General features: G+C 38.9%; 21 protein-coding genes. 16 read left to right on the top strand and 5 right to left on the bottom strand.

Going from position 1 to position 25,031, the window contains the following annotated elements:
- Positions 1-102: 102 nt before the first annotated feature.
- Together VKY50_RS09780 and VKY50_RS09775 are read left to right on the top strand one after the other, a co-directional pair.
- Positions 103-342, top strand: coding sequence for a ribbon-helix-helix domain-containing protein (locus tag VKY50_RS09780; protein WP_324301331.1), 240 nt, complete (start codon positions 103-105; stop codon positions 340-342).
- Positions 335-622, top strand: a complete 288-nt coding sequence (locus VKY50_RS09775; RefSeq protein ID WP_324301329.1) for a type II toxin-antitoxin system RelE/ParE family toxin — start codon at positions 335-337, stop codon at positions 620-622. The genes VKY50_RS09780 and VKY50_RS09775 overlap by 8 nt, the downstream gene beginning before the upstream one ends.
- A gap of 43 nt (positions 623-665) precedes the next feature.
- Here VKY50_RS09775 and VKY50_RS09770 read toward each other — a convergent pair whose 3' ends face one another.
- A complete protein-coding gene (locus VKY50_RS09770) occupies positions 666-962 on the bottom strand; it encodes a hypothetical protein (RefSeq protein WP_324301327.1) in 297 nt (98 codons plus the stop codon).
- 179 nt (positions 963-1,141) lie between these two features.
- A complete protein-coding gene (locus VKY50_RS12730) occupies positions 1,142-1,279 on the bottom strand; it encodes a helix-turn-helix domain-containing protein (RefSeq protein ID WP_414652319.1) in 138 nt (45 codons plus the stop codon).
- Between the two features lie 444 nt (positions 1,280-1,723).
- Here VKY50_RS12730 and VKY50_RS09765 point away from each other — a divergent pair, with 444 nt between their 5' ends.
- The 7 genes from VKY50_RS09765 (at position 1,724) to VKY50_RS09735 (ending at position 13,287) form a co-directional block, all read left to right on the top strand.
- Entirely contained in the window at positions 1,724-2,566 is an 843-nt protein-coding gene (locus VKY50_RS09765) for an SDR family NAD(P)-dependent oxidoreductase (protein WP_324301325.1), read from the top strand.
- Entirely contained in the window at positions 2,533-3,618 is a 1,086-nt protein-coding gene (locus tag VKY50_RS09760) for a helix-turn-helix domain-containing protein (RefSeq protein WP_324301323.1), read from the top strand. Before VKY50_RS09765 ends, VKY50_RS09760 begins: the two co-directional genes overlap by 34 nt.
- Positions 3,619-3,758: 140 nt before the next feature.
- Positions 3,759-5,072, top strand: coding sequence for an MFS transporter (locus VKY50_RS09755; RefSeq protein ID WP_324301321.1), 1,314 nt, complete (start codon positions 3,759-3,761; stop codon positions 5,070-5,072).
- Positions 5,073-5,259: 187 nt separating this feature from the next.
- Complete coding sequence (locus VKY50_RS09750) at positions 5,260-6,915, top strand: acetolactate synthase large subunit (protein WP_324301319.1); 1,656 nt, start codon at positions 5,260-5,262, stop codon at positions 6,913-6,915.
- A gap of 9 nt (positions 6,916-6,924) precedes the next feature.
- Positions 6,925-8,292 carry an NAD-dependent succinate-semialdehyde dehydrogenase gene (locus VKY50_RS09745; RefSeq protein WP_324301317.1) on the top strand — a complete coding sequence of 456 codons (1,368 nt, stop codon included), beginning with the start codon at positions 6,925-6,927 and terminating at the stop codon, positions 8,290-8,292.
- Between the two features lie 835 nt (positions 8,293-9,127).
- Positions 9,128-10,708, top strand: a complete 1,581-nt coding sequence (locus tag VKY50_RS09740) for a carboxylesterase/lipase family protein (RefSeq protein WP_324301315.1) — start codon at positions 9,128-9,130, stop codon at positions 10,706-10,708.
- Positions 10,709-10,752: 44 nt separating this feature from the next.
- The gene (locus tag VKY50_RS09735) at positions 10,753-13,287 is read left to right on the top strand and encodes a cellulase N-terminal Ig-like domain-containing protein (RefSeq protein ID WP_324301313.1); all 2,535 of its coding nucleotides are present in this window, start codon (positions 10,753-10,755) and stop codon (positions 13,285-13,287) included.
- 7 nt (positions 13,288-13,294) lie between these two features.
- Here VKY50_RS09735 and VKY50_RS09730 read toward each other — a convergent pair whose 3' ends face one another.
- Positions 13,295-13,480 carry a hypothetical protein gene (locus VKY50_RS09730; protein WP_324301311.1) on the bottom strand — a complete coding sequence of 62 codons (186 nt, stop codon included), beginning with the start codon at positions 13,478-13,480 and terminating at the stop codon, positions 13,295-13,297.
- 167 nt (positions 13,481-13,647) lie between these two features.
- Between VKY50_RS09730 and VKY50_RS09725 the strand changes: the two genes are divergently transcribed.
- From VKY50_RS09725 to egtB, 3 genes are all read left to right on the top strand, one after another.
- The gene (locus VKY50_RS09725; RefSeq protein ID WP_324301309.1) at positions 13,648-14,664 is read left to right on the top strand and encodes an LLM class flavin-dependent oxidoreductase; all 1,017 of its coding nucleotides are present in this window, start codon (positions 13,648-13,650) and stop codon (positions 14,662-14,664) included.
- Positions 14,665-14,915: 251 nt separating this feature from the next.
- Positions 14,916-15,896, top strand: a complete 981-nt coding sequence (egtD, locus tag VKY50_RS09720) for an L-histidine N(alpha)-methyltransferase (RefSeq protein ID WP_324301307.1) — start codon at positions 14,916-14,918, stop codon at positions 15,894-15,896.
- Positions 15,897-15,915: 19 nt separating this feature from the next.
- Positions 15,916-17,100, top strand: coding sequence for an ergothioneine biosynthesis protein EgtB (egtB, locus tag VKY50_RS09715; protein ID WP_324301305.1), 1,185 nt, complete (start codon positions 15,916-15,918; stop codon positions 17,098-17,100).
- A gap of 41 nt (positions 17,101-17,141) precedes the next feature.
- Here the strand turns inward: egtB and VKY50_RS09710 are convergent, their stop codons facing one another.
- Positions 17,142-17,336 carry a hypothetical protein gene (locus VKY50_RS09710; RefSeq protein WP_324301303.1) on the bottom strand — a complete coding sequence of 65 codons (195 nt, stop codon included), beginning with the start codon at positions 17,334-17,336 and terminating at the stop codon, positions 17,142-17,144.
- Positions 17,337-17,616: 280 nt separating this feature from the next.
- Here VKY50_RS09710 and msrA point away from each other — a divergent pair, with 280 nt between their 5' ends.
- The 4 genes from msrA (at position 17,617) to VKY50_RS09690 (ending at position 23,086) form a co-directional block, all read left to right on the top strand.
- A complete protein-coding gene (gene msrA, locus VKY50_RS09705) occupies positions 17,617-18,264 on the top strand; it encodes a peptide-methionine (S)-S-oxide reductase MsrA (protein WP_324301301.1) in 648 nt (215 codons plus the stop codon).
- A 4-nt stretch (positions 18,265-18,268) separates the two neighbouring features.
- On the top strand, positions 18,269-18,799 hold the full coding sequence (msrB, locus tag VKY50_RS09700; RefSeq protein WP_324301299.1) for a peptide-methionine (R)-S-oxide reductase MsrB: 531 nt from the start codon (positions 18,269-18,271) through the stop codon (positions 18,797-18,799).
- A 112-nt stretch (positions 18,800-18,911) separates the two neighbouring features.
- A complete protein-coding gene (dinB, locus tag VKY50_RS09695) occupies positions 18,912-20,126 on the top strand; it encodes a DNA polymerase IV (protein ID WP_324301297.1) in 1,215 nt (404 codons plus the stop codon).
- Positions 20,126-23,086, top strand: coding sequence for a DNA polymerase III subunit alpha (locus tag VKY50_RS09690; protein ID WP_324301295.1), 2,961 nt, complete (start codon positions 20,126-20,128; stop codon positions 23,084-23,086). The genes dinB and VKY50_RS09690 overlap by 1 nt, the downstream gene beginning before the upstream one ends.
- Before the next feature lie 27 nt (positions 23,087-23,113).
- Here VKY50_RS09690 and VKY50_RS09685 read toward each other — a convergent pair whose 3' ends face one another.
- Positions 23,114-25,024: a tetratricopeptide repeat-containing sensor histidine kinase gene (locus tag VKY50_RS09685; protein ID WP_324301293.1), complete on the bottom strand. Its 1,911-nt coding sequence runs from the start codon at positions 25,022-25,024 to the stop codon at positions 23,114-23,116.
- Between the last annotated feature and the right edge of the window lie 7 nt (positions 25,025-25,031).

Raw genomic sequence — 25,031 nt, 5'->3', positions numbered from 1 at the left:
GGTAATGGCTCCGAAATTTTCCATTTGTAATTGATAAAGAAATGTTCGACAAATTTGCACGTGGTTCGTTTTTGGTGTAATTTTGAATCAAACAAAAAAATTATGTCAAGACAAAGTATATCATTCACAGAACCCAATGATGAATGGCTAAAGGCCCAGGTGGATAGTAAAGAATATTCCAGTAAAAGTGAACTTGTTAACGATTTGATAAGGCAAGCCAGAAAACAACAATCACAAGTAGACTGGTTAAGAGTAAAGTTGGAACAAGCTGAAAAAAGTGGATTTACTGAGGATAGTAAAGAACAAATATTAAAGCAATCCAAGTCCTTGTTTAATGGCTAATTACAAATTAAGTAATACTGCAAAAGAGGATTTAATACGGATCCATCATTACGGTGTCCGAAAATTTGGCATGGATCAGGCAGATAAATATTTTGCTTCTTTTTTTGGATATTTTGAAATTATAGCACAGCGCCCTTATTCATTTGAAGCTGTCGATTATATAAAAGAAGGATACAAGCGTTGTGTATGCGGTTCCGACAGTATTTATTATAAAGTTAATAGCAATATCATAGAAATAATGGCGATAGTCGGAAGGCAAGATGTGAATGAAATACTTTAATTTATATCTCGTTTCTACAGATAGAATCCAAGGATTTGTATTACTATATCACAAGGAAGCTTTCTTCTCCGTATATATTAAAGCGTATAAATCCTTCTTTATAAATTAGATCTTCTGTTTCTGCATTTTTGGTAACATCTATGAATTTTTTAGCTTTCCAAATATGGTTACCATTTCTGGTTTTAACCATCCCTCTTCCGCCCATTTCCCTATTTGAAGTCTTACGCTGGGCGTTTGAGTATGAGCGCCTTATTTTCTTTACGTATTTATCAAGAAGCCCATCTCCGAAAAGAAAGCTTGCAATGGTTATACATAACCCCAAAATAGCTATGAATGTCATTTTTTGTCCTCTTTTTAAATTGATTTAGCCTAAAAATATATTAAACTTGTATAATTTCCAAGACAATATTTGGTTAAAAAAAAACATATTTTAGTACCCATAATACTAAAATGGGCATCTATATAAACCTTTTTATATCACAGCTAGGAGTTTTTTAAGGAAAATTTGTAATAGAGGTTTTAAGCTTTTTTTCTAACCATTCTGGGTGTAAGACCAAATCTTTTCTTAAAAGCGTTGTAGAAACTGGATGTACTCTTGTACCCAATATTATCAGCTATGTCTGGTATCCTTTGGTTGGTGTTTTTAAGTAACTGCATGGCTTTTTGTAACCATTATTATTTAGGGAAGGCTACAATTCACTCGGGCGGTTCGAAATGAGATTCCATTAAAAGTCAATTTTTCAGGGAAAATCGAACCAATTAACCTCCTAGAGTTCTACCAATCAGTGTTTTCATAACTCAATTTGAGAGACATTAAATTTTTAGGGAAGGCTACAAAACGGGATAGGCTACAATTGGTTAACTTTTTTAAATCCTCCAAGAAATGATACGAAGATTGATCGGCCAATTACACTATAAATAAAACTCATGTAAGCACTGATTTTTAAAGATTCCTTCAGTTATATACACTTAAATGAGGCAGCGTTAGCCTCAGTCTTTGGCTCATCCTTGTTTAGGCTACAAACTTCCACATTTAAACTACAATAATGGGGTGCTGGTTTTTAAACTTTGTACCTCTAATAATTATTTAAACTTTTTAGTATGAAAAATCAAAGAGAAAACACCGTGAAAGTATGGCTTATAACAGGTTCTTCAAGAGGCTTCGGGCGTATATGGACAGAGGCGATATTAAAACGTGGTGATATGGTTGCTGCCACGGCTAGGGATCCAGAAAGTATTGCGGACTTCAAGCAAAGGTATGGAAACAAGGTATTAACACTTAAACTAGACGTCACAAAACCTCACCAAGTAGTCTCAGTTGTGCAAACTGCTTATGCTCATTTTGGTAAGTTGGATGTTATTTTAAACAATGCTGGATATTCACTTGTGGGCACTATCGAAGAGGCCAATATAGCTTCTATTCGAAAACTTTATGAAACAAATGTAATAGGCCCTGTTTCCGTAATCCAAGCTGCATTACCCATATTACGTAAACAGGGATATGGGCATATTCTGGGGGTCTCTAGCGGTCTTGGTCATTTGGCTTATCCTGTAATCGGATATTATTGCTCTTCTAAATGGGCATTTGAAGCGATTCATGAAAGTTTAGCAAAAGAAATTAAACAATTTGGTATTAATGTAACCATTGTAGAACCCGGAGCTTATGCCACAGAATTTGGAAGCCAAAAGTCACTGGATATTGCAGAAGGATTAGGCATCTATGATGCCTATAAAAAGGAATTTTTTGATGATATGAAAAGCAACTTAATTCAAGGTGATCCGAATGCAACACCAGCGGCTATATTTAAAATTGTTGATAGTGATACCCCCCCTTTACGTTTATCCCTAGGCCGATATAATCTGCCAGAAATTCGCCAAGCGTACTTTGAGCGTTTAAAAATTTGGGAGGATTGGGCGGAAATTTCGAATGCAGCTCAGGGCTAACCCTTTTTTCATATACAGCTGATATAATCCCTATTGTATTAGCTGTGTTTTTCAAAGAAGTAAAATATTTAATTACCTTTAGAATTACATTTTTAATAAAAACCACCATTTTTAAAGTGAAGAAAAATGCTCATATACCACAGAAGTTTACATCTTTAACACAAGCCATGAAGGCATTTGGTATGCCTGCTCCGCAGCATCCGCTTATTGCACTAATTAATGGGATTGATCATCGGCTGAACTATGACCCTCCAAAGTACGCTCATATGCTAACTTTTTACAAAGTATCTTTCAGACCCAATTTGGGAGGGACCGTTAAATACGGACAGACTTATTTTGATTTCCAGGATGGAGGAATGTTATTTGCCGCCCCCAACCAAATAATTGGTCATGATCAATCGGTAGATACTGCCGAAAAGCAGTGTGTTAGTAGGCAAATAACCTTGCTAATTCATCCAGATTTCTTTCTCAATTACCCGCTTGCTACCAACGTAAAGCGTTATGGCTATTTTTCTTATGACACCAGCGAGGCTTTACATTTATCTGATAAGGAAAAAGGTATTATTCTTTCACTTTTAAGGATTATTGAAGATGAGTTAAGTCACTGTATAGATGAGTTTAGTCAAGATGTGATCATTTCTCAAATAGAATTACTTCTAAACTATGCGAATCGATTCTATAAAAGACAATTCATAACCCGTAAAGTAGTCAATAACACTTTGCTTGAGAAAATGGAGCAGATCTTGAACGATTATTTTAATGATAAAAAAACCATACATAAGGGCATCCCTTCGGTGAACTATCTAGCTGAAAATTTATCAATTTCACCAGGTTATTTAAGTGATATGCTTCGTACCCTTACGGGTCAAAGCGCGCAACAACACATACATCAGAAACTCATTGAAAATGCCAAAGAAAAACTATCAACTACAAATTTGTCTATTGGTGAAATTGCCTTTGAGTTAGGCTTTGAGCATTCGCAATCATTTAGCAAGTTATTTAAGAAAAAGACCAATCAATCCCCCATGGAATTCAGAGCACGCTTTAATTAAAGGCGGGATTAACAATGGTAATACCATCGGGAGTAATTGATACTTAACCAGTTGTTTCTGAGATTTATATTCGCATTTTCTTGTTTGAGAATTTTTTAGGATTCATTTAATTTTTACTTTTAAAGTTCTAAACAGATTAAATGCATAAACAACTTAAGAAAAAGTATGGATTACTTGGATCGCCAACCTTGGGATTATGGACTGCTACACTCGGTCTTTTTGCAGGTCTAACAACGATTGTTCTCTATGGAGCGGCAGGACCGGAATTCAAAGAAGCTTTGGGGCTTTCAGGGGCAGCTCTCGGAGTATTATTATCTTCTCCACATCTAAGTAAAGCTCTTTTAAGAATTCCATTTGGCGCATGGGTAGATGAGGTGGGTGGAAAAAAGCCATTTTTAATTTTACTATTATGCAGCATCATTGGTCTGGCTGGGGTAACAAGTATGCTTTACTTGTATTACCCAGATGAGTTTGATGCTAGCCTATTTCCATTGCTACTTTTCTTAGGAGTGCTTGGAGGGGCAGGTGGCGCCACCTTTACCGTTGGGGCTCCTAAAACCTCTTATTGGTTTTCAAAGGAAAAACAGGGCTATGCCCTTGGAATTTATGCAGGACTTGGAAATATAGGTCCTGGTATTTTAAATTACATGATCCCCGTTTTAATTGGTATAGTTGGACTAGCTGCGGCATATCTAAGTTGGCTATTATTTTTAATTTTCACTACTATAGTATATGCTTGGTTTGCGATGGACTCGTATTATTTTCAACTTAAAAAGCAAGGCGAGACAGATGAAGTAGCACAACAAGTAGGTGCTGATTTGGGTCAGGATGTCTTTCCTTCTGGAAGTACTTGGGGGTCTCTTAAAAAATCTGCTTCTAACAATAAAACCTGGATTTTGGTGTTTCTCTATACCATTTCATTTGGCGGTGGATTTACGGCACTCACCGCTTGGTTTCCTACCTACTGGACCTTGTTTCACAAAATGGATATACTAAACGCAGGGCTATTGGCTGCCATATTTACCATTTACGGTTCCATCATTAGAGTGCCCGGTGGTAAACTAACGGACAGGTATGGCGGTGAAACCATGGCTGGTATAAGTTTTACCGTTATGGCTATTGGAGCCTTAATATTAAGCCTATCTTCCTCGTTTTATCTTTCCTTAATTGGGATGATTGTCATTGGGACAGGAATGGGTGTGGCCAATGCGGCTGTATTTGGTCTAGTGCCAAAGTATGTTCCAGATGCAGTAGGAGGTGCCTCCGGTTGGATCGGCGGAGTGGGAGGCGCAGGTACTTTAATTATAATACCGATATTAGGTTTATTCGTTGATGCATATGGTGAAATAGGTTATGCCCGTGGGTTTATTGTCTTTGTCATCTTAAGTGTTCTCTGTGCATTGGTTTCTTTTGGTTTAAGGCCTCTGTTAAAAAGAATTTCTAGCAATCCCTAAAGGCTTGAGTGAGTTCCAGTAAAAACTAAAAAAGCATCTAGGGCTGGAGGATTTTGAAATCTCTATTTTTCTGAGCACCTATCCACATAAAAAATCACTAACTTTAACATAACTAAACGCTCCTGCTTTATTAATAGTGATTTGGCCATAGTGCCTAGAAGACCATTATCAAAACAATTAGTTGAGAATGAAAGCATCAGATCTGTTTATAAAGGCTTTAGAAAATGAAGGAGTGGAGTACGTCTTTGGTCTACCAGGAGAAGAAAATATAGATTTTTTAGAATCCATCCGTAAGTCGGGAACGATTAAATTTGTTTTAACCAGGCATGAACAAGGGGCTGGTTTTATGGCTGCTACCTATGGACGTATGACAGGTAAACCTGGGGTATGCCTGGCTACTTTGGGGCCTGGAGCCACTAATTTGGTGACGCCAACAGCGTATGCGCAGTTAGGTGCCATGCCATTGGTGGTGATAACCGGGCAAAAACCGATTAAGACAAGTAAACAAGGGAAGTTTCAGATTTTGGATATTGTTGAGATGATGCAGCCTTTGACCAAGTATACCAAACAGATCACCCATAGCAGCAATATTCCTGCAGTGATCAGAGAAGCATTTCGATTATCCCAACAAGAGCGCCCTGGTGCGGTCCATATTGAATTCCCAGAAGATATTGCAAAAGAGGAGGTGGAACAACCAAGGTTGTTTGATGTAGTTGATTATAAAATTCCTATCGCAGGGGATGAAACCATAAATCAAGCTTTGGAATTATTTAAAGAAGCCCAAAAGCCTATTTTGTTAATTGGAGCAGGTGCTAATAGAAAAAGAGCTAGTGAGGCTTTAACTACTTTTGTGGATACTATCGGGATTCCTTTTTTTAATACCCAAATGGGAAAAGGGATAATAGACGAGCGCCACCCTTTATTCCTTGGAACGGCAGCCTTATCGGACGATGACTTTCTTCATGAAGCTGTAGACGGGGCCGATTTGATTTTAAATGTGGGGCATGATACCATTGAAAAACCACCATTTTTTATGCATCCTAGCCAAAATCGTAAAGTAATTCATCTGAATTTCTTCCCTGCAGAAATCGACCAAGTTTATTTCCCGCAACTCAATATCATTGGTGATATCGCTAGTAACATAACCCAACTAACCATTGCATTGAAACCGATAGCCATGAGTTGGGACACGGAATTCTTTCAAGGCATCAAAGAAAATATTGCTGGGCATCTTTCCAAATATGAACAGGACGATCGTTTTCCAGTACTACCACAGCGGGTCGTTAAGATTGTGCGAGATACCCTGCCCGACGATGGTATAATTACCCTAGACAACGGAATGTATAAAATTTGGTTCTCCAGGAATTATCCTGCCTATGTACAGAATAGTCTAATACTCGATAATGCGTTGGCAACCATGGGAGCTGGTTTACCATCGGCTATTATGGTAAAGGAACTATACCCAGATAAAAAAGTGATCTCCATAAATGGAGATGGGGGATTTATGATGAACTCACAAGAACTTGAGACTGCCAAGCGATTGAATCTAGACCTTGTGGTGCTTATCTTAACTGATAACGCTTATGGAATGATACAATGGAAACAAAAGGATGATGGATTTGCCAAGTTTGGATTGAGTTATACCAATGCAGACTTTGTAAAATACGCCGAAAGTTTCGGGTTAAATGGGTACCGTCCAACCTCAGTGGAAGAATTTAAAGAGCAACTAGGGACAGCTTTAACCTCTTCAGGAATACACCTGATAGATTTGGCGGTAGACTATTCCTTAAATCATGAAATACTCAACGTGCTGATAAAAGAATATTCAAAAAACATCAAATAAACAGCGAATATGGCAAGTGTAACAATGATTAATCCCGCTACGGGAGAAAAAATAGATGAATATATCAGAATTGATGCCCTGCAGGCTGCGGAGAAATTAAAACAATCCCAGACTGCTTTTAAATTGTGGAAAAGTACAAGTTTTCAGCAGCGGTCAAGGCTATTTAACGCCTTAGGGAATGAGTTTGAAAACAATAAAGAAATGTATGCTCAGTTAGCGACCCGAGAAATGGGAAAGACCATCGTTCAATCTCGGAAGGAAATTGAAAAATGTGCTTGGATTTGTCATTATTATGCGGACCATGCAGCAGAATTTTTAAGTGATAGGGCAGTGGAAACAGAAGCGCAAAAAAGCTATGTTGTATTTCAGCCCATGGGCGTGATTCTAGCTGTAATGCCATGGAACTTTCCATTTTACCAAGTGATACGCTTTGCAACACCCGCAATAATGGCCGGAAATACTGGAGTGTTAAAACATGCCACCAATGTACAAGGCTGTGCTTTGGCTTTGGAAGAGGCGTTCCGAAAGTCAGGATTTCCCGATGGCGTATTTACCAATCTTAATATAGGTTCCAAAGAAGTTAAAGAGGTTATTGAAAATCCAAATGTGGTCGCTGTTACCTTAACTGGAAGTGATGCCGCTGGACGTTCGGTAGCAGCGATAGCTGGAGCAAACTTGAAGAAAACTGTTATGGAGCTCGGTGGAAGCGATGCTTATTTGATTTTAGATGATGCTGACCTTGACCAGGCGACGACTTTAGCCACTTTTGGAAGGCTGCAGAACAATGGACAGACCTGTATAGCTGCCAAACGTTTTATTGTGTTAGATCAGGTTTATGAGAGGTTTCTAGAACTTTTAAGTAAAAAGATGGAAGCCGCTTTAATGGGGGACCCTATGGACGAATCTACCTATTATGGCCCTTTGGCAAGAGTTGACTTAAGGGATGAACTACACCAGCAAGTAGAGAAAAGTATTGCTCAAGGGGCACGACTGGTTATCGGGGGGAGTATTCCCGAGCGTAGAGGCGCGTATTATCCTGCAACCATATTAGCGGATGTAACTCCAGGGATGGAAGCTTTTGATAATGAACTCTTCGGTCCAGTGGCTTCAGTGGTACGTGCTAAGGATGAGCAACATGCCATCGAATTGGCGAATAATTCTCAATTTGGTCTTGGTTCTGGGGTGATTACTTCCAATAAGAAGCGTGGTGAAAAAATAGCCCTACAACTTGAGGCAGGAAGTAGTTTTGTCAATAAACTTGTGGTTTCAGATCCTCGACTACCATTTGGTGGAATTAAAAATAGTGGTTATGGAAGGGAGCTATCAAGTTATGGAATCCATGAATTTGTAAATATTAAGTCTATTTGGATCTCCTAGTATTTATCTCGTTTTTGGTGATAAGGGGACCGTTTAACCAAAAACTGGCCGTTTGTAATTCGCAAGGAAGAGCGTGATGTTTTTTTTTGTGGTTTTTTTCACAATATGGAAAAGAATGATTGAACTATTTACATTATTTTTTTTGCACCTGCCGCTTGATTTGCTATTAAAATGGCCTTATAATCAATGGGGCTTTAAACCTGCCTGTTAAGAGTTTATACTGTTATTACTCAAGAAATTTTAAAGCAATGATTAGTTTTTCTCAAATTAAAGTGTGTTCTTTACATATATAATATCAATCCAAACTAGCATCCATATCTTTTTGATTTAGAATTCAAGCTGTGGTTGTAAGCTATATCTATAGTACATAAATCCCAGCCGACTATCTATTTCAAAAAAGAAAATCGCACTCCCAGTCTACGGACGATGGAGTCTGAATTTTAAAGTTGACATGGTGATTTGTGAGTTTGGATAAGTTTATGCTCAAGATGAATACGTCAGTTCTTGCGTAGTCATTACTCTTTAATTGCTAAACACAAATTCATATACATTACTCGTTGTCCTGCACAGGGAATTCTAAAAAGAGTTCTTCCCTAGCAGGTATGTCTTTTATTCTAATTTCAGTTAAGTGCGATTCCTTCAAACTTAGAATAAGGATGTATGCAAATAGAAAAACAAATAGGGAGAGATCCGCCAGTGCCTTTAATTCTAGGGATTTCCCCTTTTAATTAAAATAAATCATTTTTATAAGTGATTTTAAGATCGATTGAAATGGTGGGGTATAATTAATTGCCTTAAGCACGCCATTTACTATTACTAACCATAAATAATAAACATGAAAACTTTCAAAAATCTTATTTTAAGCAGTCTAGCTGTGTCGTTCTTCTGTTTTACGGGATGTAAAGACCAGCTAAAAAAGAAAACTGTGGAAGAAGGAATTCCAACAGTTGAAACCAATTCAGGTAGGGTTTCAGGAACCTTAGACCAAGGTGTTTATGCCTTTAAAGGAATTCCATATGCCCAAGCTGACCGTTTTATGCCACCTCAAGATCCTGAGCCTTGGGATGATGTTAGGCCTTGCAATGAATTTAGCCCTGTTGCCAAACAGGTTGTGGAGTGGATTGATGAATCCAATATGGATGAGGAAAAGCTCTTTAGTGTCAATGTATGGACACAAGGAATATCGGATGACAAAAAACGTCCAGTGATGTTTTGGTTACATGGGGGCGGTTTCTTTGTAGGAAGCAGTAATGACCCTATGACCTATGGTAAATCCCTAGCAGATAAAGGAGATGTCGTTGTGGTATCTGTAAATCATCGTTTGAATATTCTAGGATTTTTAGATTTATCCGCAGCAGATGAAAAATATGCTCATTCTGCAAATGTAGGAATGCTTGATGTAGTTAAGGCCTTGGAGTGGGTTCAAAAAAATATTGCTGCTTTTGGTGGTGATCCAAACAATGTGACTATTCTGGGTGAATCTGGTGGCGGAGGTAAAGTTGGTACCTTAATGGGGATGCCTGCTGCAAAAGGACTCTTCCATAAAAGTATTATTCAAAGTGGAACTCTTATAAATGTAATGACCCAAGAAAAATCACAAGAGCTCGGATTAGCGGTTTTAGAAAAATTGGAAATTTCTCTAGAAGAGGTCGATAAAATAAAAACCGTAGACTATGCTGATTTGGTAAAAGCTGGTCATGAGGCCGTTGCCCAGATCAATGGAGAGAGAAAACCTGGATCCCCTCAGATGTTTGGCTTTGCTCCATCACAAGATGGCGTTGATCTAGTTCAACAACCCTTTAGTCCTGGCTTTCCTGAAATGTCAAAGGATATTCCACTGCTGATTGGAAGTACTCTTAATGAGCTCATGCCAACGGTTTACGGTGAAAAGGATCTCACCTTAGAACAAGCCAAAGAGCGTTTGAAAAAAACATATGGGGGGAAAACAAATAAGTACCTCGAGTTATATGCAGAGGCATATCCAGACTACACTCCTCAAGATTTACTTTCGGTAGATACGGTATTTAGGCCCTTTACCATTCGAACTGCTGATGCAAGAGCTGAAGAATCCTCTGCACCATTATACGTTTATTTTTTAGCATGGAAAAGTCAAGTGGATAACGCCTCTAAAGGTTCTTTTCATGGACTAGATATTCCACTAGCGTTCTATAATGTGGATTTACGGCCAGGTTGGACAGGCGATACCGAAGAGGCTTGGGCCTTAGCAGATAAAATGAGCGACGCTTGGCTGAATTTCGCTAAAACGGGCAACCCGAATGTGCCAGGTAAATTACCGCAATGGGATACTTATACCAAAGAAAATGGTAACACAATGTACTTTGATAACCAGAGTAAGATTGTACATAACCATGACAGAGCGTTAATGAGTTTTATCAAGCCTGAATTAGATCTTTGATCTAAGCGCTTGAATTAGTACTAATGTTAATCTAATACAAATCAATGAAGAAGTTATTACTTTTGTCTTTTGTACTACTTTTTATAGCTGTACCATTACAGATCAAAGGACAAGAACTACAATTAAATGACCTTGAATATTTTGAAAAACAAGGTTTAAATTTTCTAGTATACAGCAATGTTTTTAATGGTGGATTTAACGATGAAAAGAATGCTGGAATAGAGATCATTATGCATGGGGTGAGAACGGCCCAAGGTGGCGCCGTTAGACTTTCCAATACCCCTGAACAATGGGATTTGGTGCCAGTGGTATTGAATCGAAAGGTTGATAAGAAATCGCAAAGTATTGAAGCTGTTTTGCGATATGAAGATTACGACTTTGATTCTAAGATAGTGGTAACGGCTAAAGGGGATGCTTTGGAACTCTCTGTTTACCTCAAGGAGCCAGTGCCAGAGATACTTGAGGGGAAAGCTGGGTTTAATTTGGAATTCCTTCCTTCGAGCTATTGGAGTAAAACCTATCTCATGGATGGGCGTTTGAATCGTTTTTCAAGATATGTGGCGGGGTCAACAACCACCAAGCCTAATAGCGAAAAACTAAAACAGTTTAAAGGGTACAGCACAACCGATGACAGAGGAACAGGTAGATTTATCGAAGCGCTTCCGCTTGAGACTGGACATCACCTTTTAATGGCACCAGAGGATCCAGAGCGCAGGGTAAAAATCACCTCTGAGGGTGCGGAATTATTAGTATTTGATGGCCGTGCTCTAGCACAGAACGGTTGGTATGTTGTTCGCAGTGTACTTCCCACAGGTAAGACGGGAATGGTATTAAGGTGGACCATTGAACCTAATGCGATCCCAGGATGGGTAAGAAAACCGAATATAGGGTTCTCTCAAGTAGGTTATCTTCCAAATCAGCCAAAGGTATCCGTAATTGAGCTCGATAAAAACGATCAAGTGGAGCCCACTGCATCCATCATTAGAATTAATACCGATGGAAGTACTTCAACCGTTTTTACAGCAGATGTAGCACTATGGGGAGATTACTTTAAGTATCAATATGCGAAATTTGATTTCTCCGCGCTAACTACTCCAGGAATTTATTATATCCAATATGGGGATGTTAAAACTAATAACTTTCTCATTGATAATGGCGTATATGATGAGATAACTAATGCAACAAGTGATAATTGGATTCCAATTCATATGAATCATATGTTTGTAAGAGAAGGGTATAGAGTATGGCATGGTGAACCATTTAAAGAAGGTTATCGACAAGCACCACCGAATACGGATCACTTTGATCTACATTGGCAAGGACCAACCACCGATACGGAATACAAGGGGGGAGAATTGATTCCAGGTTTAAACATTGGTGGATTTTTTGACGCAGGGGATTTTGATATTGAGACAGGATCCAATATAAGTGTTGTTCAAAACTTTGTAAGGATCTGGGAGAGTTTTAAACCTGAAAGAGATCAAACTTTTGTAGATCAAGAACAGCGTTATGTAGAACTGAATCGACCAGATGGCGTGCCAGATATGCTTCAGTTTATTGAGCATGGTGCTCAGCAATTGGTTGCACAGGCAGAAATCCTTGGTCATATGGCTCAAACGCTTTCCAATTCGGTGCTTTACAACTACCACCACCTCGGGGATGCTGCCTCTATTACCGATGGGCTTCCGTATAATCCAGACCTTGGACCTTATGAGGTTGCTGCTGATGGAAAATCAAGTGGGGTAAAGGATGATATGTGGGCTTTTACCTCCCGTGACGCTTCCCGTGATTTGAGAGCTGCAACCATGTTTGCCTCTGTCTCTAGAGCTTTAGAAGGGTATAATGAGGATCTTGCTGATAGAGCATTGGTGCAATCCAAAAGGCTTCTAAAAGAAGCAACGGAATTACTTGAAAAAAAGCCTGATACACGTAGTTTTGGATGGGGAGGTGGAGCTGCTGATGTTTCTACTAATCTACAATTGTTTATCTCCACTGGCGAACAACAATATGCGGATAAATACTTAGAGCTTTTATGGCCAGCGCTCGATAAGAATGTAAGTTTTGTAATCTTTACTGCATTACAAGGAATTCCTCATATGGATGAAGGATTTAAAGAAAAACTAAGACCTTATGTGTTGAAATACAAGGATTATATTTTGAATTTAGAGAAGGATAACCCTTATGGTGTGCCAATTGGACTTGGTAATTGGGCAGGAAATGGAGCGATACAGAGCTTTGGTACCAATGTCATATGGGCTAATAAATATTTTCCTAAAATTATTGAATCCTACCACGCGTATAAAGCGGCAAGTTGGTTATTTGGGTGTCATCCTTACCATAATTATTCTTTTGTGGCTACCGTTGGCGCTACCCGTCCAAAAGCTGTTTTTTATGGAAACAATCGTGCAGATTTTTCCTTTATTCCAGGAAATGTAGCACCAGGAGTGTTATTTAGAAAGCCTGATCATTTTGAGAATTATGATGAATGGCCATTTTTATGGGGGCAAAACGAGGGAACTATTGCCGGTAACACCAGTTACTTCTTCTTCGGATCTGCTTTAAAAAGTCTTGTAGAATAATCAGAAATTATATGAACATACAATCCCATCCATTAGAAATAGCGGATGGGTTGTTTATGAACAGGCAATAAAAAGGCAGTTTTTTACGCCCTTTTGTACTGCTCTTTGTCACCGCAATGGCTGCGTTACTATTTTTCATCGCTATGGAATCTTCGCAATAGAACCTTTCCATTTTATGATCAACTTGTTCCATCGATAAGCATTAGTGAGTCCAGGTGTAGTGACCTTGTCTTTAGTTTATTTTAAATCGATGGTTTCTTTGTAAGGGGAATTTTGTATCTTCCATGAGAAGGTATACTGTTTTATGAAGTAGTACCACTAGCTTGTAAAATGTTTTTACAAAACAGTTAAATCAAACACATGGAAATAGGAATTGATAGTTTTGCCTCTGCGATGTATGGTAGGAAGCTTGGGAGTGTGGATGCTATGGAACAGTTACTTGATCGTATTGTGAAAGCAGATCAAGCGGGGCTCGATGTTTACGGTATCGGGGAACATCATAAAAAGGAGTTTTTGGATTCTGCTCCTGCGGTTATTTTATCTGCTGCAGCTGCTAGGACAAATAGGATTCGTCTTGCCAGTGCAGTAAAGGTACTTAGTACGGATGATCCTGTTCGGGTCTATCAGCGTTTTGCGACGCTTGATTTAATTTCTAAAGGCCGAGCGGAGCTTGTAGTGGGCCGGGGTTCTGCGGTGGAGGCTTTTCCTCTTTTTGGATTTGATCTCAATGATTATGATGCGCTTTTTGCAGAAAAATTGGATTTGTTACTTCAGGTAAGGGATCAGGAATTTGTCACTTGGAGCGGAAAGTTTAGGCCAGCGCTGGACAATCAACCTGTGTATCCAAGAGCATTGCAAGAGAAACTACCGATTTGGCTAGGGGTGGGAGGCACCCCAGGTTCATTTGTACGTGCTGGCTCCTTGGGTCTTCCCTTAATGGTAGCGGTCATTGGAGGAGAAACAGAACGCTTTCGTCCGCTGGTTGATTTGTATCGTGAGGCCGGAACAAAGGCAGGATTTTCCTCCGAGGAGTTAAAAGTGGGACTCCATTCACCTGGTTATATCGCAGCAACACAGGATAAAGCTATCGCAGATTATTATCCTGGATATGCGGAGTTGTGGACCAAACTAGGTAAGGAACGGGGCTGGCCTGCGGTAACTAGGCCACAGTTCGATACCCTTATAGGTCCCAAAGGGGTTTTAGTTGTGGGGAATCCAGAGCAAGCTGCGCAGAAGTTATTAAGACACAGTGAGGCCCTTGGAGGGATCGACCGGTTCACCTTCCAAATGGATAATGCGGGCCTTACCCATGGGCAATTGTTAGATGCAATTGAGCTTATTGGAACTAAACTCATGCCTCTTATTGAGAAAGGTTAATTTAAATACACCTTCTTAAAACGGTAATTAAAGTATTCGATCGTGTTTTTAAGACATTAATAAACAACAGCTTTTTCCCTAAGGCTATTTTATGCTACCTGTAGTGACTTAAATGGTTGATTTTAAGGTAAAGCACAAAAGGCTATTGGATAACGAACTTTATAATGTAAGAAAATACGTATTTTTATATACAGAAAAATTTACAAAGGAAGGAAACGTAAGAAAAAGTATCATTAAAAGTGGAAAGGCGTTTGTTACATACGATTGCAACGGCAACAGAGAAAGATTCCGTTATAAAATTTAAGAAGGATGTGTTGGATGGATTACAATCAAGTCCAAAAGAATTACAACCAAAATACTTTTATGATGACCTTGGCACTGAATTGTTTAGAGAAATAATGAAGTTGCCAGAATATTATTTAACGGATTGTGAATTGGATATTTTTCGACATAAAACCCAGGAGTTATCCAAGCTCATCACGCAAGATAACGATCGCTTTGATCTCATTGAATTGGGAGCTGGCGATGGTTTTAAATCAAGGCATTTGCTGGATTATTTAGTTCACAACAATTCCAATTTCACTTATATACCTATTGATATTTCAAAATCAGCTTTAACTTATTTGACTGAATCCTTGAACGCTCAATTGCCGAGATTAAACATTCAAGGTTTTCAGGGTGATTATATGGAGATGCTACCGAAGGCTTGTAAAGGAACCAATCGAAGAAAGGTAGTACTTTTTCTCGGGGCTAATATTGGAAACATGGAGGTTTCTCAGGCAGGTGAGTTTTGTAGAAAAGTACAATCCATCCTCTACCCGAAAGACCGCTTACTGATTGGGTTTGATCTGAAAAAGGATCCGAAAAAAGTGCTGGCAGCTTATAATGATCAATCCGGTATTACTTCTAAATTTAATTTAAACTTATTGGAGAGAATCAATCGAGAGCTTGGTGCCAATTTTTTGATGGATCAATTTGAACACTATCCTGTATATGATCCTATTACTGGCGCATGTCGAAGTTATTTAGTGAGTTTAAAACAGCAGCAGGTCTACATCGGGGAGAGTCAAGTAAATTTTCAAAAGAATGAAGTTATCCAAATGGAAATTTCGCAAAAATATGATCTTAATGGCATCCGAGATTTAGCAGCAACAACGGGTTTTAAAACCCTCGGCATGATAATGGATTCCAATGAATGGTTCGTAGATGCGATCTGGGAAAAAATGGGATAAAGGTTTTAAATTAAAGGTTATGAAGTCAACTACAGGCATAAAAAACAACATTGAGGAATTAGTTAAAAATTATGAAATCGTTCGCAAGAAAACGCAAAGCATTTGTTCTTATTTAGAAATAGAGGATTATGTGGTTCAACCAATTGGCGATGTCAGTCCTCCAAAATGGCACTTAGGTCATACGACCTGGTTTTTCGAGACCTTCATCCTTATTCCTTATTTACCAGGTTACCAATTGTTTGATTCTAAGTATAATTATGTATTTAATAGCTATTATGAGACCGTAGGTAAGCGGGTTATTCGTACCCATAGAGGGAACTTGAGTCGACCTTCGGTATCTGAAATATATTCTTATAGGGACTATGTAGATGATCACATGGGTGAACTTTTCCGGGATGTTAACATAGATGGCAAACTGAAAGATTTATTAGAGCTCGGAATACATCACGAACAACAGCATCAGGAGCTTTTATTCATGGATATTAAATATATTCTCGGGCATAATCCTCTTTTTCCAGTGTATAGCGATCAAAAGGTCTTCGATGAAATTGTAGTGGAACAACAGAAGAGTGTGAGTGTTTCCCAAGGTGTTTATAAAATCGGATTTGAAGGGGAGGGGTTCTGTTTTGACAATGAGCTAGGAAGACATCAGGTATATTTGGATGCTTTCGAAATGGATACTTACCCGGTAAGCAATGCAGCATATCTAGAATTTATGGAAGATGGAGGTTATGAGGATTTTAGATATTGGCATGCCGCTGGCTGGGATTGGATTAACACTAATAATATCAAAGCTCCTTTGTACTGGTATTTTATGGATGGACAATGGATGGTATTTGGTTTAAATGGCCTAAAACAAATGGAAGGTAAACAGGCGGTTTGCCATGTGAGTTACTATGAGGCTGCTGCCTTTGCAGCGTGGAAGGGAAGCGAATTGCCAACAGAGGCTCAATGGGAGATTGCTAGTAAATCGTTGCAATGGGGGCATCGTTGGGAATGGACTCAAAGTGCTTATTTACCATATCCTAGATTTAAAAAGGCACCAGGAGCCATTGGTGAATACAATGGAAAATTTATGGTGGATCAAATGGTTTTACGAGGTGCCAGTGTAGCTACTCCCAAGGGACATAGTCGCATCACGTATCGTAACTTTTTTAAGTCCCATCAAAGGTGGCAATTCGCTGGTATTCGATTGGTGAAATGACGGCTTTAAATGATGATAAAAAAGAAAACGATGGGAGTAATTCATCGATGCGCTAGGGTGTCTTTATAGCGTATTATCATAATGGCTTTAAACAATTGGGTGGGCTCTGCTTTTGCTTCAGGACTAAGCGTTGGGGTGATTCCACAATCGGATTGGATGGAAGGTTGATCGCGAGTTGCGCTTGTTTTTTTCATCCCCTTTTCTGGCGTTGTTGATCTGGTAATAACCTTTGTCATCAGTGGTGTCAGTTGGTTAATAAGGATTTTGATATGAGTTTTTTAATAATGCGTGTAAGGAATGGCACCATAGCAATGCATCAGGGTGTTTGTTTGAAATTAAACTGTAAGATGTAAAAAGTTATTTATTAAAAGCTTCCTTTTGAAATTTTTGATTCTGTTAATGGGTGTCAATAGTATCAGATTGGTATGATAGTTGGTGCTTGTGATAAAAGAGTGTTGGTTTGTATTTTAAAGCAAATCAGAATTTTTTTTTCGAAGAACTCTTAAACTTCAAACCATGAGAAATCAATTACTTTTATTGGGAGCACTACTATTTTATAGTATCTCGGGTGCTGCCGCAAGTCCCTTATCTAAGGAGCTGGTTTTACCATACAACAAGGCAGTGATACAACAAAGAGATACGGCCACATTCGCCTCGGGCTGCTTCTGGTGTGTGGAGGCTAAATTTTCACAATTAGAAGGAGTTTTAAAGGTAACCGCTGGTTATACAGGAGGACACCTTAACAACCCAACCTACCAACAGGTGTTAACGGGATCCACAGGGCATGCAGAGGCCTGTAATATTGTATATGACCCTCGTGTGATCTCCTATGATGAATTATTGGAGGCCTTCTTTTTATCGCACGACCCCACACAGCTCAACCGTCAAGGGAATGATGTGGGAACTCAGTATCGCTCCGCAATTTTCTATCACAATGTATCCCAAAAAGAAAAAGCAGAATATTATATCAATGCCTTAACGCAGCAATTGTTATATAATAAACCGATCGTTACTCAAATAAATCCATTTACAAAATTTTACGTCGCTGAAGATTACCATCAACAGTACTATGAGAATAATCCAGATCAAAGTTATTGTCGATACGTAATTCAGCCGGAGCTGGAAAGGTTTAAAGAAATTTTTAAAGACAAATTAAAAAAATGAGGCCATGATAGGGAACGCAATCATTTTAAGTATTTTAGTTACTTTGACAGCTACAGGGAGCTATGCTCAAAACCCGCCAACAGATAGAGGACACAAAAACAATCCTTATTATTCAACCACTGATACTACTAAGATAGCGGTGTCCGATGCGCAATGGAAAAAAATATTACCAGAGGATCTTTACGCTGTGGCAAGGGAGCAGGATACCGAGCGTCCATTTACTGGAAAATATTGGAATAGCGATGCCAAAGGACATTACTATTGCGCGGCCTGTGGAAATGCACTTTTTAAATCAGATGCTAAATTTGCCAGTAGTTGTGGTTGGCCGAGTTTTTACGAACCCATTGGAGAAAATAGCGTAACCTATAAAGAGGATAATTCTTTTGGAATGCAGCGTGTGGAGGTGCTTTGTGGACGTTGTGATGCTCATCTTGGCCATATCTTCAATGATGGTCCGCCACCGACCTATAAACGATTTTGTATGAATTCGATCAGTCTTGATTTTGTGCCTGAATCGGCTCTTTCTCTCAAGTGATATTCGTTTTAAATTGAGTGTCACCCTAGGCGTATTTGATACATAAATTTAACAGCATAGAATAGCTGAATTTGGAAATATTCCATAATTTTGTTGGAAATATTCCAATTTTATGAATAGAACGATTCTACATCTTGATCTGGACACTTTCTTTGTTTCTGTAGAGCGTTTATTAGATTCTCGCTTAAATGGGCGTCCAATACTAGTGGGAGGAGTTTCTGATAGAGGTGTGGTAGCTGCTTGTAGTTATGAAGCTCGAGCTTTTGGAGTACATAGTGGTATGCCCATGAAAATGGCTCGAAACTTATGCCCTGAAGCTGTTGTGATTAAGGGTAATGCGGGAACGTATACCAAACATTCTGAGCTTGTTACTGAAATCATTAAAGAAGGGGTGCCTCTTTTTGAAAAGGCTTCGATTGATGAATTTTATGCAGATCTCTCTGGAATGGATAAGTTTTTTGGTTCCTATAAATATGCCTCTGAACTTCGAAAACGAATTATTAATCAGACTGGTTTACCCATATCTTTTGGACTTTCTGTAAACAAGGTTGTATCGAAGGTAGCCACTGGAGAAGCGAAACCGAACAATCAATTGAAAGTTGGATTTGGTTTAGAAAAACCTTTCCTGGCTCCCTTGTCTATTAGGAAAATCCCTATGGTTGGGGATAAGACCTATCTCACCCTTCGCAACCTTGGGATTAAACAGATAAAAACCCTGCAGGAAATGCCCAAGGATATGATCTCCACTGTTTTAGGGAAAAATGGATTGACCATTTGGAATCGAGCTAATGGAGTGGACAACACTCCTATTACTCCTTACTCGGAGCGTAAATCTATATCTACCGAGCGAACCTTTGATCGTGACACCATAGATGTTTACCGCCTGCGATCTATTCTTACAGCGATGACTGAGAATCTGGCATTTCAGCTTCGAAGAGGTGAGAAGTTAACCGCTTGTGTGAGTGTCAAACTCCGGTATTCCGATTTTCAAACCTGCTCTAAACAAATGAAGATTCCTTATACGAGTGCCGATCATATTTTAATTCCTGCGATTCAGGATCTTTTTAATCAATTGTATAATAGAAGGTTACTTGTTCGTCTTATTGGAGTGCGCTTCACACATCTGGTTCACGGGCATTATCAGATTAACCTTTTTGATGATACCCAACAAAGCATACGCCTTTATCAAGCCTTGGATAAGATACGAGAGCGTTATGGAGACCGAAGTGTTATCAGAGCGGCCTCAATGGGCGTAAGGAGTATTGGAAGGATGACCAATCCATTTAGTGGTGAACCACCTATCATTTTAGCACATCGTAAACAATAATGTATTTGAATTGTCATACTTATTACAGTCTTCGGTTTGGGACTTTTTCTGAATTGGATTTACTTGACTTGGCTCGGGAAAATGCGATTCAAGAATTGGTCCTAACCGATATTAACAATACTTCCGCTTGTCTTAATTTTATTAGAAAGGCTCCTGAATTTGGAGTCCGTCCTATTGTGGGAATTGATTTTAGAAACCAGGTAGAACAACTTTATGTAGGCATTGCAAAAAGCAATCAAGGATATAAACAGTTAAATGATTTTTTATCCCTGCATTTACATCAAAAAAAAGACTTCCCGGAGCGGGCACCCAATTTACAAGAGACCTATTTTGTATACCCTTTGGAGAAGGTGTTGTTGATGGGACTTACTGATTTTGCTCCGCATGAATTTATAGGGGTTTCTGTAAGTGACCTGCGAAAGCTTCCTTTTTCAGGATATCTTCATTATCGGGATAAACTGGTTGTTCTGCAACCAGTCACCTTTAGGAATAAGAGGGACTTTAATGCGCATCGATTGCTTCGTGCCATTGATAACAATACGTTGCTCAGCAAGCTTGCTTCTTCACAGGTCGCTTCTATGGATCAGAGAATGTTGTCTGTTTCGGAGCTCTCTTTAGCCTTTCAGGACTATGATTTTATTTTAAATAACACCAAAGACCTACTTCAGGATTGCTACATTCATTTTGACTTTAGTCCAAAGACTAAAATGCAGAATCAAGCAACCTATTTTAATACAAGGCAGGAGGACTGTGATAAATTGCGAGCGCTGTGCCTTGAAAATCTTTCATACCGATATCCTGAGGATAGCTCTTTTGCCTTGGAACGTGTCGAAAAAGAGTTGGATTTGATTTATAAAATGGACTTTGTTGCTTATTTTTTGATCAACTGGGATATTGTTACCTATGCGAAATCTAAAGGGTATTTTCACGTAGGCAGGGGGAGTGGAGCAAATAGTATTGTGGCTTACTTATTAGGGATTACCGATGTGGATCCGTTGGAGTTGGATTTGTACTTTGAACGTTTTTTAAACCTTTTCCGTAGCAGTCCTCCCGATTTTGATATTGATTTTTCTTGGAGGGACAGAGAGGATGTTACCAATTATATCTTTAACCGTTTTCAAAATGTCGCGCTTATGGGAACTTATGTCACTTTTAATTACCGAGGAGTAGTGCGTGAATTAGGAAAGGTATTTGGACTGCCTAAAGAGGAAATAGATAAGTTGAGCAAGGGTGACTTTAATGCCTCTGAGCTCGATACCTCTTCGCAGTTGGTGTTAAAGTACGGGAGTCTCATTGAAGGATTTCCAAATTATGTAAGCGTGCATTCCTCTGGTATACTGATAAGTGAACAACCACTTCAGTGTTTTTCAGCAACTTTTCTACCGCCTAAAGGCTTTAGGACGGTTCAATTTGATATGCATATTGCTGAGGATGTGGGGCTCTATAAATTTGATATCCTCGCACAGCGTGGACTTTCTAAAATACGAGAAGCCCTGGATGTGATTCGATACAACCAGCCAGAGGCGAAAGTGTTGGATATTCATGAGGTCCCTAAATTGAAGAAAGATAAACGGATTAAACAGTTATTAAAATCTGGTGAAAGTTTAGGGTGTTTTTATATCGAGTCTCCTGCGATGCGTCTTTTGATGAAGAAACTAAAGGTGGATAACTATTTGACACTAGTAGCGGCTAGTTCAGTGATACGTCCTGGTGTAGCTCAAAGTGGAATGATGCGGGAGTATATTCTTAGGCACCGTGACCCTTCTCGGGCAAAGCGAGCGCATCCTGTGTTGTTGGAATTAATGCCAGAGACTTATGGCGTTATGGTTTATCAGGAAGATGTTATTAAGGTAGCGCATTATTTTGCGGGTTTAAGCTTAGCTGAGGCCGATGTGTTCCGTAGAGGAATGAGTGGAAAGTACCGAAGTCGTAATGAATTTGAGAATGTACAACAAAAATTTATGTCCAATTGTCGAGAAAAGGGATATGAAGAAAAAGTTATTTTAGAGGTGTGGAATCAAATTGAAAGTTTTGCTGGTTATAGTTTTGCCAAAGGACATTCGGCTTCCTATGCGGTGGAAAGTTATCAAAGCTTATACCTGAAGGCTTATTTTCCGTTAGAATATATGGTTGCTGTTTTAAATAACGGAGGTGGATTTTATCAAAAGGAGATTTATATTCATGAGACTCGGATGCGGGGTGCTCGTATTCACTTGCCGTGTATTAATCGAAGTCGCATTGAGAATGTGATTTATGGGAAAGACCTCTATCTGGGTCTGGGGAATCTAAAGGAACTTGAAAATAGGGTAAGCTTACGGATTTTAAACCAACGCAACCGTGGAGGAGATTTTTTGTCTTTGGAAGATTTTCTTGATAGGGTAACAATTTCTATAGAATCAATTTCGATCTTAATTCGTATTGGAGCTTTTGCCTTTACAGGAGTTGATAAATATGAGTTGCTATGGAAGGCGCATTTTTCTTTGGGACACTTACCGCGTTTTCAAGCGCAGCAGCGTCTTTTTGCTATAAGCCGGTCTTCTCATACTATTCCAAAGTTGAAAACTACGGCCTTAGAGGCAGCCTTTGATCAGATTGAACTTCTAGGCTTTTGTCTAGCATCTCCTTTTACGCTTCTTTTGAATCCCGTTGAAAATAAACGTGTAGCGATGGATTTTAAAACCCGGACATATCGACATGTGGATATCTATGGTTATTTGGTTACCATTAAGCCTTCGCGTACAATCAAGGGTGATATGATGTACTTTGCGACATTTTTAGATCAGCAAGGAGATATTTTTGATGCTGTGTTGTTTCCTCAGGTAGCGCAAAAATACAGCTTCAGGGGAAAGGGGATTTATCGTTTATATGCCAAAGTAGTGGAAGAATTTGGGTGTTTTACCCTTGAGGTGATTAAAATGAGAAAAGAACCTTATGTTCAAGATCCGAGGTTCTCAACTTGAGGGCTTAAAGGGCGGATCATTAGCATATCAAATTGGTATGGTGATCGTGGCTTTAGTTCCAGGCCCCTCGGAATGATCATAATTAATTTCCCCCTTAACGGTCTTTAGGCGCTGTTGCATATTTTTAATACCATGACCACTGGTCAGACTCTCTTTTGTGGTCCCAATTCCATTATCAGAATAACGGACGGTCAAACAAGTGCCCTCCATCTTTAAATTGATCATGATTAAACTAGCCTGGCTGTGTTTTTTCATGTTGATCAGTAGTTCTTGTAGGATACGGTACAAGGCTCTTTGTTTGTCTTCACTGATATTTTCCCAAGGAATATCTTTCACACCTTTATTGAGTATTTGGGTGTCTTTATTACTGTAATTTGAAAGCAGATCAGCGAGGGTATCTTTAAATTCTATACCCACAGGAATATCACTGAAGTCCCGCGCGATATTTCGGGTTTTTCGATAAAGATTATCGATGGCACTTAAAAGAAAGGATTTAAAAGGGGTGTTTAAGGCGTCATTTTGAGTACGAGTCAAGAGATTAAAGACATCGTTTGCTATCTCGTCATGAACTTTTTTTGAAATGTAGAGTTCTGCTTGATAGGCAGCGATCTCTTTTTCTTGTAGATGCTTTCTTTTTAGACCTCTATACAAGAGATAAAAACCCGTTACGGTGAATATAAAAATGAGTATTAAATAAAAATTACGTGATTGCGCTTTTGATACTTGAAGTTCCTGTATAAGGGCGTTTGCTTTTAGGTTTTTATTTTCTTGTCTGTTGTACTCGACGTCGTATTTAATTTTGGCATAATGGTTTTTGCTACCCTGTCTAACCCTATAAATACTATCACTAAGATCTCTGTATAAGATAGCATATTCTCTGGGTTCTTTCGCTGTCTCAATAAGAATAGAAAGGGCCGCTAGTTGGTCATCAGGATTATTATAAGTTTTAGCAGTTTGATAAGCTAGTTTAGCCATATTAACTGCCTTGGGATCTAACCTGTCGGCATAGTGCTCGGCTAAACGAATATAACTTCCATTGAGGCGATAGGCAATGTTATTTTGTTTGCGCATCGCTAGGGCTTGTAATAAGTATGACTCAGCGTCTGTGTGGCCGAGCTTACTTTTGGCAAATGCCCAGTTGTTGAGTATTCGGGATTTATATCGAAGGTCTTTCGAAAAGTCATGGATAGAATCTGCCCTAAGGTCACTTAGTATATCAAAAGCAATTTTAAAATTCTGAAGTTCTATTTGTACTAATGCAATATTATTTCTTATGTTGTTCCTATGGTGCTTATCGGTGGTGAGTTCTAACGCTTTTTCATACCAGTACAACGCTTCATTGAAATTCCCTCTAGATTTTGTGAGTATGGCAATGTAATTATAGGTTCTAGAGAGTTCTTCTTTGTCTGATTTATCTGTTAAAAAAGTAAGACTTTCAACGGCAGTTAACTCAGCCTCTTCATAATTGCCGAGTGTTTGTAGAATTAAGGTAAGTAATTTTGCACGACTGTAAACCTTTGAGCTGTCCTTTAATTGTTTGTATAATTCAACACTCTGATAGGCATTAATTAAGGCAGAGTCTTTCTGATTACTTTTATTAAAATAGAAACCTTTTAGATACATGGCATCGGCCATACCAAAAGAGTCTTTTGACTTTTGGTAAAGGGAGAACAATTTATTGGCATAAATTAGGGCACTGTCCAAGGATCTTTTGTTTCCAAAAAGGACAATCCTTTGCCGGAGTATTTTTGTAAGGGCAGAATCGGAACGGTTTTCAATAAGGCGGAGCGCTCTATAGTTGGTATGAAGTGCAGCATCAATTTTAGAGGAATCCTTTAGCTGGTATGCTTGCTCATGCAAGGAATCTATATAACTTATGGAAACCTGCGGATCGCCATGTTTGATTTCTTTTTCACATGAGATCTGTAAGGTTATCATTAATAGT

The sequence above is a fragment of the Galbibacter sp. genome, assembly GCF_035306585.1.
In the GTDB taxonomy this organism is placed as follows: domain Bacteria; phylum Bacteroidota; class Bacteroidia; order Flavobacteriales; family Flavobacteriaceae; genus Galbibacter.
This window is presented reverse-complemented; position numbering and strand designations above follow the sequence as displayed.